The sequence below is a fragment of the Amycolatopsis sp. NPDC088138 genome (genome assembly GCF_044741685.1).
Taxonomy (GTDB): domain Bacteria; phylum Actinomycetota; class Actinomycetes; order Mycobacteriales; family Pseudonocardiaceae; genus Amycolatopsis.
This window is the reverse complement of the sequence record NZ_JBIUTB010000008.1, coordinates 25,547-41,512: the sequence shown is the minus strand read 5'-3', so window position 1 is coordinate 41,512 and position 15,966 is coordinate 25,547. Positions and strand designations below refer to the sequence as shown.

Below are 15,966 nucleotides of genomic sequence, written 5' to 3'. Positions count from 1 at the left end.
AGCCGCATACACAGGGGGAACCGATGACGGTCAAGCGCGGGATGATCGCGGCGGCGGTCCTGAGTGCCGTGGCGGTGCTCGCCGGGGGTGCGACGGCGATCGCGGCACCGAGCGGAACGGCACCGGCCTGCAGCTCTCCGGCCGACGTGCTGGACCTGCACAACTGGTACGAGGGCCTGCCGATCGGCGAGGCCGAGAACCCCAAGAACGTGAAGCAGCCCGAGCTGGCGACCTACCGCGCCGACCCGTGGTTCACCACCACGGCCGACTGCACCGGCGTGCAGTTCCGGGCCGCGGTCAACGGCGTCACCACGAGCGGCTCGGGTTATCCGCGCTCGGAGCTGCGCGAGACCGACGGGTCGAAGAACGCCAGCTGGTCCTCGACCTCGGGCACCCACACGATGGTGGTCAAGGAAGCGGTCACCCACCTGCCCGAGGACAAGGACCAGGTGGTCGCCGGCCAGATCCACGGCTCCGACGACGACCTGACCGTGTTCCGCCTCGAGGGCACCAAGCTCTACGTCACCAAGGGCGACGACACCCACTACAAGCTCGTCACCGGCGACTACCGGCTCGGCACCGTGTTCGAGGCCAAGTACGTCGTCTCCGGCGGGAAGGTCAAGGCCTACTACAACGGCGTGCTGCAGACGACCATCACCCAGAAGTTCAGCGGCGCCTACTTCAAGGCCGGCGCCTACACCCAGGCCAACTGCGACAAGTCCGCGCCGTGCTCGGACGGCAACTACGGCGAAGTCGTCATCCGCGGCCTGACCGTCACCCACTCCGGCTGAAGGCGGATCATGACTCTTCGACGGCGACTGCCGGTGCTCATCGCGGTGCTCTTGACCGCCTGCGGCTCGACGGCGGTTCAGGCGCAGGCGGCGGCCGCCTGGCCGGGCAGCGCGTCCGTGCAGGTCGCCGACGACGCGAACGTGTTCGGCGAAAACCTCAGCGGCCTGTCGTTCGAGAGCGCGGGCGTGCTCTGGGCGGTGAAGAACGGTCCCGGTTCGCTGTACCGGCTCGTCCCCGACGGTCCTAAGTGGACACCAGCGGACGGCTGGCAGGACGGCAAAGCCCTCCACTACCCCGGCGGCAGCGGCGACGCGGACGCGGAAGGCGTCGTCGTCACCGCGGACGGGATCTTCGCGGCCACCGAACGCGACAACGACCACAACAGCAAGAGCAAGCAGGAGATCCTGCGCTTCGACCCGGACGGCGGCAGCGATTCCCTCGACGCCACCGGGCAGTGGGACCTCACCCCGGACCTGCCGAAGTCGGACGCGAACACCGGCATCGAAGCGCTCTCCTGGATCCCGGACTCGTACCTGACCGCGCACGCCTTCGCCGACCAGAAGACCGGCAAGGCCTACGACCCGGCCGCGTATCCCGGGCACGGCACCGGTCTGTACTTCGCCGGCCTGGAGTCCAACGGGACCGTCTACGCCTACGCGCTCGACCTGAACGGCACGGGCTACACCCGGGTCGCGTCGTTCAAGAGCGGCTTCCCGGCCGTGATGGACCTGGAGTTCGAGCCCGGAACCGGGCACCTGTGGGCCGCGTGCGACGACACCTGCAAGGGCCAGACCACGACGCTCGACGTCCGGCAGGGCGCCTTCACGGTCTCGGCGACCTACAACCGCCCGAGCGGAATGTCCAACTACAACAACGAAGGCTTCGCGATCGCCCCGCAGTCCACGTGCGCCGGCGGCCGCAAAACCGTGCTGTGGTCGGATGACGGCAACGACGACGACCACGCCCTGCGCAGCGGCGACCTGCCCTGCGCGACGCCTTAGTTCACCACGATCGCCTTGAAGCTTTCGGTCTGTTTGCGGATGCCTGCCTCCGTCGGCAGCCGCTCGATGGAGGAAGCGCCGAAGAACCCGGCGATCCCCTTGGTGTTGTCCAGCACGTACTTCGCGTCGTCGGGCTCGGCGATCGGCCCGCCGTGGCAGAGGCACAGGATGTCCGGGTTGACCCGCTTGGCGGCGTCGGCCAGGGCCTGGACCCGTTCGGCCGCCTCCTGGAGCGTGATGGCCGTGTGCGCCCCGATCGTGCCGGCCGTCGTGAGTCCCATGTGCGGCACCAGGATGTCCGCGCCGGCCCGGGCCATGTCGGCCGCCTGCTCCTCGTCGAAGACGTACGGGGCGGTCAGCAGGTCCAGCTCGCGGGCGGCGCGGACCATGTCGACCTCGAGGCCGTACCCCATCCCGGTCTCCTCGAGGTTGGCGCGGAAGGTCCCGTCGATCAGGCCGACGGTCGGGAAGTTCTGCACCCCGGCGAACCCGGTTTCCTTGACCTGCTTGAGAAAACGCGGGATGACGCGAAACGGGTCGGTGCCGCACACCCCGGCCAGCACCGGCGTGGTCTTGACGACCGGCAGCACCTCGGCGGCCATCTCCATGACGATCGCGTTGGCGTCGCCGTAGGGCATCAGGCCGGACAACGAGCCCCGCCCGGCCATCCGGAACCGCCCCGAGTTGTAGACGATCAGCAGGTCGATCCCGCCGGCCTCGGCGGACTTCGCGGTGATGCCGGTGCCGGCTCCCCCGCCGATGACCGGCTTCCCGGCCGCCACCTGCGCGCGGAACCGGGCGAGGATCTCTTCGCGGCTCATCTCGGTTTCAGCGCTCCTTCGAGGTCGGGGCAAGGTGGCGGTGCAGGGTGTCGGCCATGGCCGCGCCGAAGCCCGGGTCGTTGAGGGCCAGGTCGTGCTCGTGCACGGTCACCGCCGAGCCGTCGAGGCCCGCGCGCAGCGCCTCGAACAGCGCGGCGTCGGCATCCGCGTCCCGGAACGGCGCTCCGTCGACGTCGACCACGCTGACCCCGCGCAGCGGGATGAACAGGTCGGTGGGCCCGGTGGCCGCGGCCAGCTTGCGGGCGATGCGACGGCCGAGTTCGGCCATTTCGCCGGCGGTTGTGCGGACGAGCGTGACCGTGGGGTTGTGGACGAGGACGTTGCGGCTTTCGAACCGCGCCGGGAGCGTCTCCCGCGGGCCGAAGTTGACCATGTCCAGCGCGCCGAGGCTGACCACCTGCGGCACGCCGAGCCGCCCGGCGATCTCCAGCCGGTCCGGACCCGCGCTGAGGACGCCGCCGACCAGGTCGTCGCAGAGTTCCGTGGTGGTCAGGTCGCAGACGCCGGCGAGCATGCCGGACGCCACCAGCTTCTCCATCGCGCGGCCGCCGGTGCCGGTGGCGTGGAAGACCAGTACCTCGTAGCCCAGCGCGGTCAGCCGCTCGCGCGCTTCGTCCGCGGCCGGGGTCGTCACGCCGAACATGGTCAGCCCGACCAGCGGGGCGTGCTCGTCCGTGCCCTGGTCACCGATCCGGGCCTCGTACGCCCGGGCCATCGCGGCGATGCCGGCCGCCGCGTTCCCGAGCACCGCCGCCGAGACGGAGTTGATCCCGGCGACGTCGACCACGGAGTACATCAGCGTCGCGTCGACCTCGCCCACGTACGGCTGGACGTCGCCGCTGGCCATCGTGGACACCAGGAGCTTGGGCACGCCGACCGGCAGGGCCTGCATGGCCGGGGCCGCGACCGAGGACCCGCCCGACCCGCCGACGGCCAGGAGCCCGTGCAGGCGGCCCTGCCCGTGGAGGTCGCGCACCGTGGCGGCCGCGCCGTCCGCCAGCACGGTCATCATTTCGCCGCGGTCGCGCCGGTCCCGCAGCTGCCCGGCGTCGGCCCCGGCGGACGCGATGACCTCGTCCGAGGACACGTCGGCGAGCGGGCTGTCGGAGAACGACCCGGCGTCGACGGTCAGGACGTCGACGCCGTGCCCGGCGAGCCGGTCCCGGAGCCAGGAGTACTCCGCACCTTTGGTGTCCAGCGTTCCCAGGAGAACCACGGTCGCCATCAACAGCCCCTTCCGTCACCTCGGACCGTCTCACACCAGGCCGGCCCGGGCTCGACTCTAGGGCGATTCGCCGGCGAGAGCCTGCGGTCACAGCGGCGGCGATCATCACGGGAGGTCGAGCTGTCCCGGCTGCCGGGGCCGGGTCCGCACGCGGGTCATCGCGCTCGGCCTGGCCAGCGCCGGCTACGTCGGCCGCCACCCCCGTGATCGGAGCCATGACAACGATCGCTCGCCCGGCACTAGTCGTGGCCGGCCGGCCTGATCGTCATCATGGCGTCGCCGCCGCGCTGGAACTCGTAGTCCACCGGCCGGACGGTCGTGTGCAGCCCGGCGGCCGCCAGCTCGGCGCGCACCGGTGCCAGCTCCGGGTTCTCGGCCAGGCCCATCGGCACCAGCGGGAACACGCGGACCTCGCGCCCGACCCGCGCCAGCTCGCGCAGGCTCGCCACGTGGAACTCGCGGTCGAGGCGGTCGGCGTAGCTGAACAGCAGGTGTGAGCTCAGCACCAGGTCGAACTGCCGGTCCGCGAACGGCAACGCGGGCAGCTCGGCGTGGACGTAGTTCTCCGGGCGCGCGGCGCGGTCGGCCGCGAACAGCTCCGCCGACCGGGTCCGCGACTCGAGGTAGTGGTCCGGATCGCGGAAGTACGTCCAGACGTACTCGTCCGGGTTGGCCTGGTGGTAGGCGTACCCGCGGCCCAGGCTCTCCAGCGCCGCCTCCCGCACCTGCTCGACCGGGCGCTCGTACACCGGGTCGCACGCCAGCGCGTGCCCGCCCGCCGCGGTGACCTCCGCGGTCAGGCTCGCCGCGCCGCCGGGGCAGTCGAGGACGCGCCCGGCGAGGTCGGCGTCGGTGAGGGCGAACATCCGGCGGTACTCGTCGAGCGAGCGCGAACTGACGAGAACCGCGCCGATGCGGTTCTCGGGGCGGAATTCGTCCGTTTTGGGCATTACTGTCCCCCCGTCGATCAGGTCGGTTATTTTCGCATTTTCTCCCAGCCGGGCGACAACAAACCGGTATTCTCCCCTCTCGGGATCGAGGGAGGGGTGGAAATGCGCACATTCCGGCGGTGGATCACCGCCACGGTCACGGTTGCCGCGGTCACCGCGCTGGGCGGGTGCGGCCTGCTCGGCGGGTCGGACGACAACGCCGGCGGCAACGACAAGGTCGAGAAGGCGACCGTCAAGGTCGGCATCATCCCGCAGCTGCTCGACATCGCCGGCTTCGAGCGGGCACGCAGCGCGGGCTACTTCACCGCCGCCGGCCTCCAGGTCGAGCTGGTCACCATCAAAAGCGCCACCGAGGCGGTGCCCAAGCTCAAGACGGGCGAGCTGGACTTCGCCTTCGGCAACTGGTCGTCGTTCATCGCGGCCCAGGCGGAGGGGGCGGTCGACGTGCGGACGGTCGCCGACGGCCTGCAGGCCAAGCCGGGCATGACCGCGCTGGTCGCGATGCCGCAGTCCCCGATCACCTCGGCGAAGGACCTGCCGGGCAAGTCGGTCGGCGTCAACGCGCTGGTCGGCAACGTGACACTCACCAGCAAGGCGGTCATCAAGGCCGCCGGTGCCGACCCCGGCCGGGTCCAGTTCAAGGTCATCCCGACCGCGGACGCGCTGAACGCCCTGCAGACCGGGCAGATCGACGTCATGTCGCTGCAGGAACCGAACCTGACCATGGCCAAGCAGAAACTCGGCGTCAAGGTCGTGGCCGACCGGGCGACCGGGCCGGTCGCGGACTTCTCGATCAGCGGTTACGTCGCGCCGGCGGACTTCGTCAAGAACAACCCCAAGACGACCGCCGCCTTCGCCGGCGCCATGGCCAAGGGCCAGGGCGACCTCGCCGACCAGCAGACGGTCCGCAAGACCCTGCAGGACTACGCCAAGATCGACCCGGGCGTCGCGCAGGCGGTCGGCACCGGCGTCTTCCCGACCGCGATCGACCAGGCCAGGCTGCAGAAGGTCGCCGACCTGATGCTGACCTACGGCGACCTCAAGAAGAAGTTCGACGTCGGGCCGATGATCTACCAGGCGCCGGCGTCGTAGGTCATGCGCCGGATCCTCCGCCGCCTCGCCGGAGTGGCGGTGCTCCTCCTCGGCTGGGAGGGGTTCAGCCGCTCCGGCGTGATCACGCGGGAGTACTTCCCGCCCCCGTCCGAGGTCGTCGTCGCGCTGGCGCGGATGCTGGGCGAGCGCGAGTTCCTGCTCGACCTGATCGCGACACTCCTCGCGTGGCTGATCGCGGTGGGCGTCGCCGTGCTGGTCGCCGTCCCCGCCGGCCTGCTGCTCGGCAGCATCCCGCTGGTGCGCACGGCGGTCGGCGCGGTGATCGAGTTCCTGCGGCCGATCCCGGCGATCATGTGGTTCCCGCTGTTCTACATCATCCTGATGGACGGCGCGGAAACCAAGATCATGCTCGCCGCGTACGCGGGTGCCTGGCCGATCCTGTTCAACATCGTCTACGCACTCGGCGAAGTCGAGCGCGGGTACCTCGAAACCGCGCGGTCCTTCGGCCTCGGCCGGCTGGCGATCCTCCTGCGGGTCAAGCTGCCCGACGTGGTGCCGTTCGCGATCACCAGCCTGCGCATCGCGGCGACGTTCGCGTTGCTGGTGGTGGTTTCCACGGAGCTGGTGTTCGGCGGCGACCGGGGCGTCGGGATCTACCTCATCAAGTACGGCGAGGAGAGCGGACGCCTGGACGTCGTGCTGGCCGGCGCCGTGGTCGCCGGGGTCCTCGGCTACCTGAGCAACAGCGCTTTCGCGGCGCTGCAACGGAAGTTCGTCGTGTGGGCGCCGGGTGAGGTGCGATGACCGGGCGGACCGAGGCGCCGGCCCGGCTCGTGGCCGGGGTCCTCCAGCGGTGGGCGGTGTTCGTCGCGTGCCTGCTCGTGTGGCAGGCGCTGACCGCGTACTTCGACGACACGTACTTCCCGACCCCGGTCGAGATCGCCGGGAAGATGCACGCACTGTGGTTCTCCGGCCCGGCGAGTCACCTGTTCCTGACGCAGGTGGCGCTCGAGAACATCGTGCCGAGCCTGGGACGGCTGCTGGCCGGCTGGCTCGTCGGCGGCGCGGCCGGCGTCATCCTCGGTCTCGTGCTGGGCCGCTCCCGCGCCGGGCTCGACTACGCCGACGCGATCGTCAACTTCGGCCGCGCGCTGCCGGCCCCCGCGCTGCTCCCGGTGTTCCTGGTGCTGTTCAAGATCGGCACCCCGGTCCAGCTGGCGACGATCGTGTTCGGCGTGATCTGGCCGGTGCTGCTGAACACCGTGCAGGGCGCGCAGTCGGTGGAGCCGGTCATGGTCGACACGGCGCGGGTGTACGGCACTTCCCCGGTGCGGCTGCTGTTCACCGTCGTCCTCCCGGCGTCGCTGCCCAAGATCTTCTCCGGCATGCGGATCGCGCTCGGCCTGTCCCTCGTGCTCATGGTGATCTCCGAGCTGGTGGGCGCCACGAACGGGATCGGCTACCAGTTCCAGCTGGCCAGCCAGAGCTTCGACCTGTCCGCGGTGTGGGCGTGGATCGCGCTGGTCGGCGTCCTCGGCAACCTGCTGAACTGGCTGTTCCTGCTGGTGGAGAACCGCGCCCTCGGCCGGCACCACGCGTCAGGGGTGGAGTAGCTCAGCGGCCGGGCAGTTCGAGCCGCATGTGCCAGCGGACCCGGCGGTCGGCTCGCGCCAGCGTCGGCCCGACCCGCTCGAACCCCGCCGCCTCGAACAACGTCGTCGTGCCCACGTGCGCGGCGCTCGAGCTGATCCGCGCACCCTCGGTGTCGACTGGGAAGCCCTCCACCGCCGGCGCGCCCTGCTCGCGGGCGTACTCGACGGCGCCGTCGAGCAGGGCCCGGGACACGCCTCGCCGCCGGAACGGCGACCGCACCACGAAACACACGACGCTCCACACCGGCCGGTCGTCGAGCGCCGGGATGGTCCGCGACCGCACCAGCCGCTCCATCCGCGAGCGGGGCGAGACCCCGCACCAGCCGACCGGCGTGTCACCCTCGTAGGCGACGACACCCGGCGCGGGCGAGCCGGCACACAGCTCCCGGACCCGCGAAGCCCGCTGTTCACCGCGCAAGGCGCTGTACTCGGCCGAGGTGATCCGGTAGGCGAGGCACCAGCAGGCACGCGGGTTTCCGCTGGGGTTGAGCAGCGCCGCGACGTCTTCGAACCGCGAAGCGGGACGAATCTCCCAAGGTTCCACGACGGTCACCGTGCCACACGCCGGGAGCCGGTTCCAGTACGCAGACCACCGTCCGTTTTGCCCGGACGCCGGGGCGGAGATGTGAAACGTGACCCGGAACGCTTGCCTGCCGGGTCCTTCCTGCCAAGAATCCGTCGAAGACGGACGAGCGGCGCGAGGAACGGGGAGACCGGTGACGGCTGACGCGCGTGACCTCACCGCCGTCGGCACGCCCCGGCTCGTCGGCCGTGACCACGAGCTCGGCCGGCTCACCGCCGCGCTCGGCGATCCGGGGGTCGTCCTCGTCGCCGGCGAAGCCGGGATCGGCAAGAGCCGGCTCGTCCGGGAGTTCCTCCCGGGGCCCGGCGTGCTCGTCGCGCGCTGCCCGCCGCTGCGGGAAGCGCTTACCCTCGGCCCGGTCGTCGACGCCCTCCGCCAGGCCCGCCCGGGTGTCGCCGGTCTCGGCCTGAGCCCGCTCGCCGGCACCCTGCGCCCGCTCTTCCCCGAGTGGGACCTGCCGCCGGCGCCGGACGGCCTCGCCGACGCCGGCGCGGCCCGCCACCGGCTCCTGCGCGCGCTCGCCGAGGTCCTCGACCGGCTCGAGGTCGGCGTGCTCGTGGTCGAGGACGTGCACTGGGCCGACGAGACGACGCTGGAGTTCCTGCTCTTCCTCGCCGCGCGCCAGGAGCGGCGGCCGGGGCTCGTGCTGACCTACCGGCCCGACGAGGTGGGCGACGGCAGCCTGCTGCCGCGCCTGTCGTCGCGCTACCCGCGCATCACCCTCGGCGCGCTCGACGTGACCGAGACCGCGGAGCTGGTGTCGTCGATGCTGGGCGGCGAGCGTGTGTCCGAGCCGTTCGCGCGGCTGCTGCACCGGCACACCGACGGGATCCCGTTCGCGCTCGAGGAGTCGGTCCGGCTGCTGCGCGACCGCGCCGACCTGATCCGGCAGGGCGGCGAGTGGATCCGCCGCTCGCTCGACGAGATCGCCGTGCCGCCGACGATCCGCGACGCGGTGGCCGAGCGGCTCGCCCGGCTGGCACCCGGCGCGCAGGCGGTGCTCCGGGCGTGCGCCGTGCTGGCGACGCCCGCGACGGAGGAGGACGTCGCCGAGGTCGGCGGGCTGCCCGCCGGCCGGGCGGGGCCGGCGATCGACGAGGCCGCGCGCAGCGGCCTGCTCGTGGAGGACGACCGGGGCCTGCTCGCGTTCCGGCACCTGCTCGCGGCCAAGGCCGTGTACGACGGCATCGGCGGGCGCGCGCGGCGCGAGCTGCACCGGCGGTCGGGCAAGGCGCTCGCCGCCCGCGACCCCGCGCCGATCGACGTGCTGGCGCACCACTTCCGTGAAGCGGGCGAGACGGCGAAGTGGTGCGAATACGCCGAACGCGCGGCGGATCTCGCGCTCGCGTCCGGCGACCACCACACCGCCGCCCTGTTCCTGCACGGCCTGCTCGCCGAACCCGGGCTGCCGCCGTCGGCGGTGGCGCGGCTGACGCGCAAGACGCCGCTGTTCGCGTTCACCGGCTACCTCGGCCGCGTCGACCTCGTGCGCACCGTGCGCGGCGTGCTGGAGAGCGCGGTGCTCGGACGCCGTGAGCGCGCCGAGATCCGCAGCCAGCTCGGCCGGTTGCTGATGCACGCCGGCGACTACGTCACCGGCGCCGCCGAGCTGGAACGCGCGATTCCCGACCTGGCGGGCAACCCGGTCGCGGCCGCGCACGCGATGTCGGTGCTCGGCCGTCCCGCCGGCACGGCGTGGCCCGCGCAGGCACACCGCGCCTGGCTCGACCGCGCGGAAACCGTCATCACCTCGGCCGTCCCGGCGGACGAACGGCTGTCGTTCGTCGTCGACCGCGCGACGGCGTTGCTGGAGCTGGGCGACGACACCGGCTGGGCCGTCGCCGCGACCGTCCCCGAAGACGACACCGCCGACCCCCTGCAGATCACCCGCGGCCTGCTGAACTTCGGGGACGCGGCCGTGCACTGGGGCCGCTACGGCGAGGCCCGGGCCCGGCTGGACCGCGCCGTCGAGCTGGCCGAGCGGCACGGGTTGCAGCGCCTGCGCGACATGACCCTCACGACGCTCATCCGCCTCGACTGGCTCACCGGTGCGTGGGACGGGCTCGCCGAGCGGGTCGCCGAGTTCGCCGACCTCGTGGAAGAACCGCTGATCCAGCTCGACACGACGCTGGTGGGCGCGCTGCTGCAGGCGGCCACCGCACCGGGTCCCGAGGTCGAGCGGAAGTTGACGCTCGTGCTCGGCGAAGCCCGCGAACGCGGGATCGCCGACATGCCCCTGGAGCCCGCCGCCGCGCTCGCCCGGCTGCACCTCGCCGCCGGCCGGGTCGGCGAGGCGCTCGAAGTCACCGAAGAGCCGATGGCCGTGGTGGCGCACAAGCAGATCTGGTTGTGGGCCCGGGAACTCGCGCCGGTGCGCGTGGAAGCGCTGCTGGCCGCCGGACGCGACGCCGAAGCCGGACAGCTCGTGACGGAGTTCGCCGCCGCCCGCAGTGGGGCTGCGGTCGCCGCCGCGGCGCTGGTCTGCCGGGCGTTGCTGGCGCGGGACGACCCCACCGCGTGGGCGGCGGCGGCCGCCGCGTGGGAGGCGCTGTCGCGGCCGTACGACGGATTACTGGCGCGCGAACGCCAAGCCGCTTGCCTGCTCGAGGGCAACCGGGAGGCGGGGCTGGCCCTTCTCGGCGAAGTGCTGCAAGGGTTCGAAGCCCTCGGTGCGGGCGCGGCGGCCGAGCGCGTCCGCGCGACCCAGCGCGAGCACGGCGCCGCCGCGGCCGTGTGGCGCGGCGGCCGACGCGGGTACGGCGACCAGCTCTCCCCGCGTGAGCTGGAGGTCGTGCGGCTGCTGCTGACGGGCCTGACCAACCCGGAGATCGCGCGGGAGCTCTCCCGGTCGCCGAAGACCGTCGCGGCCCAGCTGAACTCGGCGATGCGCAAGCACCACGTCAGCTCACGCACGGCCCTCGCGGTGAGCGCCACGCAAGCGGGAATCACACCCGCCACCACGGACAAGGTCACCCGCCGACCCCCCGGAAGTCCATGAGGGGCACCCTCATGGACTTAAGAGCCATGAGGGTGCCCCTCATGGACTTCGGCCGGGCCCGCGGCCGCAGATTAGGTCATCCGCCCAATCGCGAACGCGGTGCTCGCGCCCCGATACTTCGCCGGTGAACGCGACACGACCCGGCGATGACCACCCGGTGGACCGCACCACCGGCACCCTGCCCGCCGAGGCCGTCGCGGGAACCGATCCCCACCCCTCCACCCCGGACCCCGCCGATGCCGCACCGCGGCCCGGCGACCGGTCCGGCCGCGCGAGCGGAGCCGGCGGGCGCGACCTGCCCGCGGGGTACGAACCCCTCTGAGCTCCGGTCCGAACGGAAAGGATTCCCCTTGAGAGTCCCCCGGGGGCGCCTGCTGGCGCTCGTAGTCCCGGTGCTCGCCGGCTGCCTGGGCCTGGCCCTGGTCACCGGCAGCACCTCCCTCGACGGCCGCCCGGCGAGCACCGCCGCGGCCCCCGGGGTCACGGCGCCCGGCGCGGCCGCCACCTCCGGCGACGCGAAGGCCGCGGCCACCGCCGACGCGGCGCAGGCGAGCACCGGCAAGCCCGCCGCGCAGCCACCCAAGGCCCTGTACGCGCCGACCGGCTGCAACCCGGCCAAGCCCAAGCCGTTCACCGTGACCTGCAATTCGCTGCTCAAGGCGGGCCAGGACCTGCGCCCGCTCGGCAGTGCCGCGGCTCCCCTGCCGGACTCGCTCGGTCCGGCCGACATCCAGGCCGCCTACGACCTGCCCGCGGGCGGGGCGGGCAAGACCGTGGCCATTGTGGACGCGCTCGGCGACTCGCACGCCGAGGCCGACCTCGCCGTCTACCGCGCGCAGTTCGGGCTGCCCGCCTGCACCACGGACAACGGCTGCTTCCGCAAGGCCGACCAGCGCGGCGGCACCGCCTTCCCCGCCGACGACGACGGCTGGGCGCAGGAGACCTCCCTCGACCTCGACGCCGTGTCGGCCGCTTGCCCGGCGTGCCACATCCTGCTCGTGGAGGCGGATTCGACGAGCCCGTACGACATCGTCGTGGCCGTGGACACCGCGGTGCAGCTCGGCGCGAAGTTCGTCTCGAACTCCTACGGCATCGACGGTGAGGACCCGGAGCAGGGCACGCTCGACACGCACTACAGCGTGCCGGGTGTCGCGATGGTCGCCTCGACCGGTGACCACGCCTACGGCAACCAGGACTGGCCCGCCTCCAACCCGGACGTCGTCGCGGCCGGCGGCACCAACCTCTACCACGACCCGGCCAACCCCCGCGGCTGGAGCGAGCAGGCCTGGTCCGGCGCCGGCTCGGGCTGCTCCCTCTACGAGGCGAAGCCCGCCTACCAGCAGGACGTGGCGACCGGGTGCGCGAACCGCGCCCTCGCCGACGTCTCCGCCATCGCCGACCCGGCGAGCGGCTTCGCGGTCTACGACACCGGCAAGACCGGCGGCTGGGGCCAGGTGGGCGGCACCAGCCTGTCCTCGCCGCTGATCGCCGCGATGTACGCGCTGGCCGGCGACCCGCGGCCGGGCACGAACCCCGCGACCTACCCGTACTTCAACCACGGCAACGACCTCTACGACGTCACCGGCGGCACCAACGGCGCGTGCGGCACCGTGCTGTGCACCGCGGGCCCCGGCTGGGACGGCCCGACCGGCCTCGGCTCACCCCACGGCGTCGGGACGCTCGCCTACACTCCACAAGGGACGGTCGGCGGGCACGTCCGCGACACCACCGGCGCCGCGGTCGCGGGCGCCACGGTGACCGCGACGGGCCAGGTGACCGGCAACGTCTACCACGCGACGTCCGACGCGCAGGGCGCCTACCACCTCGCCGTCGCCGCCGACTCCTACCGGGTCCAGGTGACCCGCTTCGGCTACGAGTCCGGCAGCGGCTCTCTGTCCATTGTGGATGGCCAACAACTCACGGCCGACTACGCGATCACGAAGATCGCCACGCAGGCCGTGTCGGGCACCGTGACCGACGGCTCCGGCCACGGCTGGCCGCTGTACGCGAAGATCACCATCGACGGCTACCCCGGCGGTGCCGTGTACACCGACCCGTTCTCGGGCCGCTACACCGTCGACCTGCCCCAGGGCGCGGACTACCAGCTGCACGTCAGCCCGGTCCGGCCCGGCTACCGGCCGCTCGACCCGAAGGTGACCGTCGGCGGTTCCGCCGTCCGGCAGGACTTCACCGCCGCGGTGGACCCGGACGCGTGCACCGCCCTCGGTTACGGCCACGCCGCGCTGACCCGTTTCGACGGCTGGACCGGCGCCACGCCGAAGGACGGGTGGACCGTCACCAACACCGACCCGGCGTCGACCGGGTGGGCGTTCGACGACGGCAACGAGCTGTTCAACTTCATCGGCACCGGCAACTACGCGATCGCGAGCCCGATCACCCGCGGTGGCAAGGCGGAGGACACCACCTTCACCTCGCCGGTCCTCGACCTGACCGGGGACAAGACGCCGGTGCTGTCGTTCGGCGGGCTGTACCTGCCGGACGGGGACAGCGCGATGGACGCCGACCTCTCCCTCGACGGCGGCACCACCTGGACCTCACTGTGGCACCACACCACCGACCTGGTGCAGGCCACGGTGTCGATCCCGCTGCCGCAGGCCGTGGGCCAGGATTCGGTGCGCGTGCGCTTCCACTTCCAGGGTGGTGGCAACTCGCTCGGCGAACTCGACGACGTCGTCGTCGGCTCGTGCACGGCCCACGACGGCGGCCTGGTCGCCGGGGTCGTCACCGACGCCAACACCGGTCAGGCGCTCAACGACGTCACGGTGGCGGATGCGGCACACTCGGCGGTCAGCACGCCCACGCCGGACGACGTGGCCCTGCCCGACGGTTTCTACGAGCTGTTCGACACCACCGGCGCGCACCAGTACACCGCGACCTATCCGCGCTACGCGTCACCGGCGTTGTCGATCACCACGGCGCTGAACTCCGTGGCCCGCCAGGACGTCAAGATGAAGGCCGGGCGGCTGGCCGTCGGTTCGGCGGGCCTCGCCGTCAGCAAGACGATGGGGCAGGTCGCGACCCAGACGGTGAAGCTCACCAACTCCGGCACGGCGCCGCTGCACGTGTCGCTCGGCGAGCACGCCACCGGGTTCACCGCGGTCGACCCGTCGGCGGCGGCCGGCTGGCAGCCGATGGCGAACGTCCCGGAGTTCACCTACGAAAGCGCGCTCGGGGCGTACCAGGGCAAGGTCTACAGCGCGGGCGGCATGCCCATGCACATGCTCTCGCCCTCGGCCCGCAGTTACGTGTACGACCCGGTCGCCGCGGCGTGGTCGTCCATCGCGGACATGCCGGAGCCGGTGATGCGCGGTGCGGCGGCGTTCCTCAACGGCTCGCTGTACGTCGTCGGCGGGGCCGGGATGACCGGCGTCCTGAACACCACGTACGCCTATCACCCGCAGACGGACACGTGGTCGCGGGCGGCGGACCTGCCGGCCAAGCTCTACGGCGGCACGGCGGCCACCCTCGACGGGAAGCTGTACGTGGTCGGCGGGTGCGCGAGCGTGTGCGGCAAGGACCCGGTGAAGTCGGCCTACGTCTACGACCCGGCGCGCAACGCCTGGTCGGCGCTGCCCGACTACCCGGAGGCCCAGAGCGACGCGGCCTGCGCGGGTGTCCACAGTGGACTCGTGTGCGCCGGCGGGTACGTCGGCGGCGGCTCGAGCATCAGGTCGGCCTACGTGTTCAAGCCGGGAACCGCCGCGTGGACGAAGGTGGCCGACGCGCCGTACCAGGTCTCGCAGATGGCCTACAGCGGGGCGAACGGCCGCCTGCAGCTCGCCGGCGGGTTCACCGGCGACGGCGGCGTCACCTCGCCGCTGGGCGAGACCGCGCACACCATCGAGTACGACCCGGTGAGCGACCGGTGGTCGTTCCTGCCGGACCTGCCCCAGGAGTACTACGGCGGCGGCCGCGGCGCCTGTGCGCTGTACCAGGTCGGTTCGTTCGTGCCGGCGCTGCGCACGACGGCGGCGCTGCCGGGCTACGACCAGTGCGGTGACGACGACGCGGCCTGGCTGTCGGAGGCGGGCACCCAGCTGGACATCGCGCCCGGCGCCACGGCCAAGGTCACGGTGACGATCGACTCCGGCAAGGTCACCCAGCCCGGCAAGTACACCGCGACGCTCGCGATCGACACCGACAGCCCGTACGCCGTGGCGGCCCTGCCCGTCTCGCTGCAGGCCGCGCCGCCGAAGGCGTGGGGCGAGCTTTCGGGTGACGTGACCGACGCCGCGTCGGGCACGCCGATCGCCGGCGCCACGGTGCAGGTCTGCACCATGGTCCACAATGGAGTGTGCGGCGAGGTGTCGTACACCCTGAAGACCGACGCGCACGGCCATTACCGGCTGTGGCTGGACAAGGGCTACAACCCGCTGGTGGTCACGGTCGCCGCCAACGGCTACCAGCCCCAGTTCCGGCAGGCGAAGGTGCGGGCCGGCGAGGCCGCGGTGACGGACGTGGCGTTGCCGAAGATCTAGCAAGAGTGAGTCGACGCGGGCCCGCCGGGGAGATCCGGCGGGCCCTCGTCACGCGCGCAGGCGAAGCAAAGCCTTGCCCAGCTTGGTGCGCTCACGCAGGTACACGACCACCACCCCTGCGAACCAGCCCGCGAGGAGATCCGGCAGGCCCGCGTCACGCGCGCAGGCGAAGCAAAGCCCTGCCCAGCTTGGTGCGCTCACGCAGGTACACGACCACCACCCCTGCGAACCAGCCCGCGAGGAGATCCGGCAGGCCCGCGTCACGCGCGCAGGCGAAGCAAAGCCCTGCCCAAATTGGCGCGCTCACACAGATACACGACCACGACCAGCGGCGAACCAGGCCGCGGTGACCGACATGACGTTACCGAGCA

At 72.3% G+C, this 15,966-nt stretch carries 13 protein-coding genes; 8 read left to right on the top strand and 5 right to left on the bottom strand.

Annotation, left to right across the window (positions count from 1 at the left end; all coding sequences use genetic code 11):
* Positions 1-23: 23 nt before the first annotated feature.
* Both ACIOD2_RS41200 and ACIOD2_RS41195 read left to right on the top strand, forming a co-directional pair.
* Entirely contained in the window at positions 24-791 is a 768-nt protein-coding gene (locus tag ACIOD2_RS41200) for a polysaccharide lyase family 7 protein (protein ID WP_400550765.1), read from the top strand.
* A gap of 9 nt (positions 792-800) precedes the next feature.
* On the top strand, positions 801-1,793 hold the full coding sequence (locus tag ACIOD2_RS41195; RefSeq protein WP_400550763.1) for a hypothetical protein: 993 nt from the start codon (positions 801-803) through the stop codon (positions 1,791-1,793).
* Here the strand turns inward: ACIOD2_RS41195 and ACIOD2_RS41190 are convergent.
* The 3 genes from ACIOD2_RS41190 to ACIOD2_RS41180 form a co-directional block, all read right to left on the bottom strand.
* Entirely contained in the window at positions 1,790-2,614 is an 825-nt protein-coding gene (locus ACIOD2_RS41190) for a phosphoenolpyruvate hydrolase family protein (RefSeq protein WP_400550761.1), read from the bottom strand. The two genes, ACIOD2_RS41195 and ACIOD2_RS41190, sit on opposite strands and share 4 nt — an antisense overlap.
* A 7-nt stretch (positions 2,615-2,621) precedes the next feature.
* Complete coding sequence (locus tag ACIOD2_RS41185; protein ID WP_400550759.1) at positions 2,622-3,860, bottom strand: Tm-1-like ATP-binding domain-containing protein; 1,239 nt, start codon at positions 3,858-3,860, stop codon at positions 2,622-2,624.
* Positions 3,861-4,099: 239 nt separating this feature from the next.
* Positions 4,100-4,810 (bottom strand): methyltransferase domain-containing protein, encoded by a 711-nt coding sequence (locus tag ACIOD2_RS41180; RefSeq protein ID WP_400550756.1) that lies wholly within the window; start codon positions 4,808-4,810, stop codon positions 4,100-4,102.
* 102 nt (positions 4,811-4,912) lie between these two features.
* On the opposite strand from ACIOD2_RS41180, the gene ACIOD2_RS41175 reads away from it, so the two are divergent.
* Genes ACIOD2_RS41175 through ACIOD2_RS41165 form a run of 3 tightly spaced genes read left to right on the top strand, consistent with a single transcriptional unit; the run spans position 4,913 to position 7,476 of the window.
* Positions 4,913-5,902: an ABC transporter substrate-binding protein gene (locus ACIOD2_RS41175; RefSeq protein WP_400550754.1), complete on the top strand. Its 990-nt coding sequence runs from the start codon at positions 4,913-4,915 to the stop codon at positions 5,900-5,902.
* Between the two features lie 3 nt (positions 5,903-5,905).
* Positions 5,906-6,667: an ABC transporter permease gene (locus ACIOD2_RS41170; protein WP_400550752.1), complete on the top strand. Its 762-nt coding sequence runs from the start codon at positions 5,906-5,908 to the stop codon at positions 6,665-6,667.
* On the top strand, positions 6,664-7,476 hold the full coding sequence (locus tag ACIOD2_RS41165; protein WP_400550750.1) for an ABC transporter permease: 813 nt from the start codon (positions 6,664-6,666) through the stop codon (positions 7,474-7,476). Before ACIOD2_RS41170 ends, ACIOD2_RS41165 begins: the two co-directional genes overlap by 4 nt.
* 1 nt (position 7,477) lies before the next feature.
* Here ACIOD2_RS41165 and ACIOD2_RS41160 read toward each other — a convergent pair whose 3' ends face one another.
* Entirely contained in the window at positions 7,478-8,059 is a 582-nt protein-coding gene (locus ACIOD2_RS41160; RefSeq protein WP_400550748.1) for a GNAT family N-acetyltransferase, read from the bottom strand.
* 172 nt (positions 8,060-8,231) lie between these two features.
* Between ACIOD2_RS41160 and ACIOD2_RS41155 the strand changes: the two genes are divergently transcribed.
* The 3 genes from ACIOD2_RS41155 to ACIOD2_RS41145 all read left to right on the top strand — a co-directional run bounded on the left by ACIOD2_RS41155 (position 8,232) and on the right by ACIOD2_RS41145 (position 15,595).
* Positions 8,232-11,096, top strand: coding sequence for an ATP-binding protein (locus ACIOD2_RS41155; protein WP_400550746.1), 2,865 nt, complete (start codon positions 8,232-8,234; stop codon positions 11,094-11,096).
* Between the two features lie 124 nt (positions 11,097-11,220).
* A complete protein-coding gene (locus ACIOD2_RS41150) occupies positions 11,221-11,418 on the top strand; it encodes a hypothetical protein (protein WP_400550744.1) in 198 nt (65 codons plus the stop codon).
* A 28-nt stretch (positions 11,419-11,446) separates the two neighbouring features.
* A complete protein-coding gene (locus ACIOD2_RS41145) occupies positions 11,447-15,595 on the top strand; it encodes a carboxypeptidase regulatory-like domain-containing protein (RefSeq protein WP_400550742.1) in 4,149 nt (1,382 codons plus the stop codon).
* Positions 15,596-15,643: 48 nt separating this feature from the next.
* On the opposite strand, the gene ACIOD2_RS41140 is transcribed toward ACIOD2_RS41145, so the two are convergent.
* Positions 15,644-15,796, bottom strand: a complete 153-nt coding sequence (locus tag ACIOD2_RS41140; protein ID WP_400550740.1) for a hypothetical protein — start codon at positions 15,794-15,796, stop codon at positions 15,644-15,646.
* Positions 15,797-15,966: the final 170 nt, after the last annotated feature.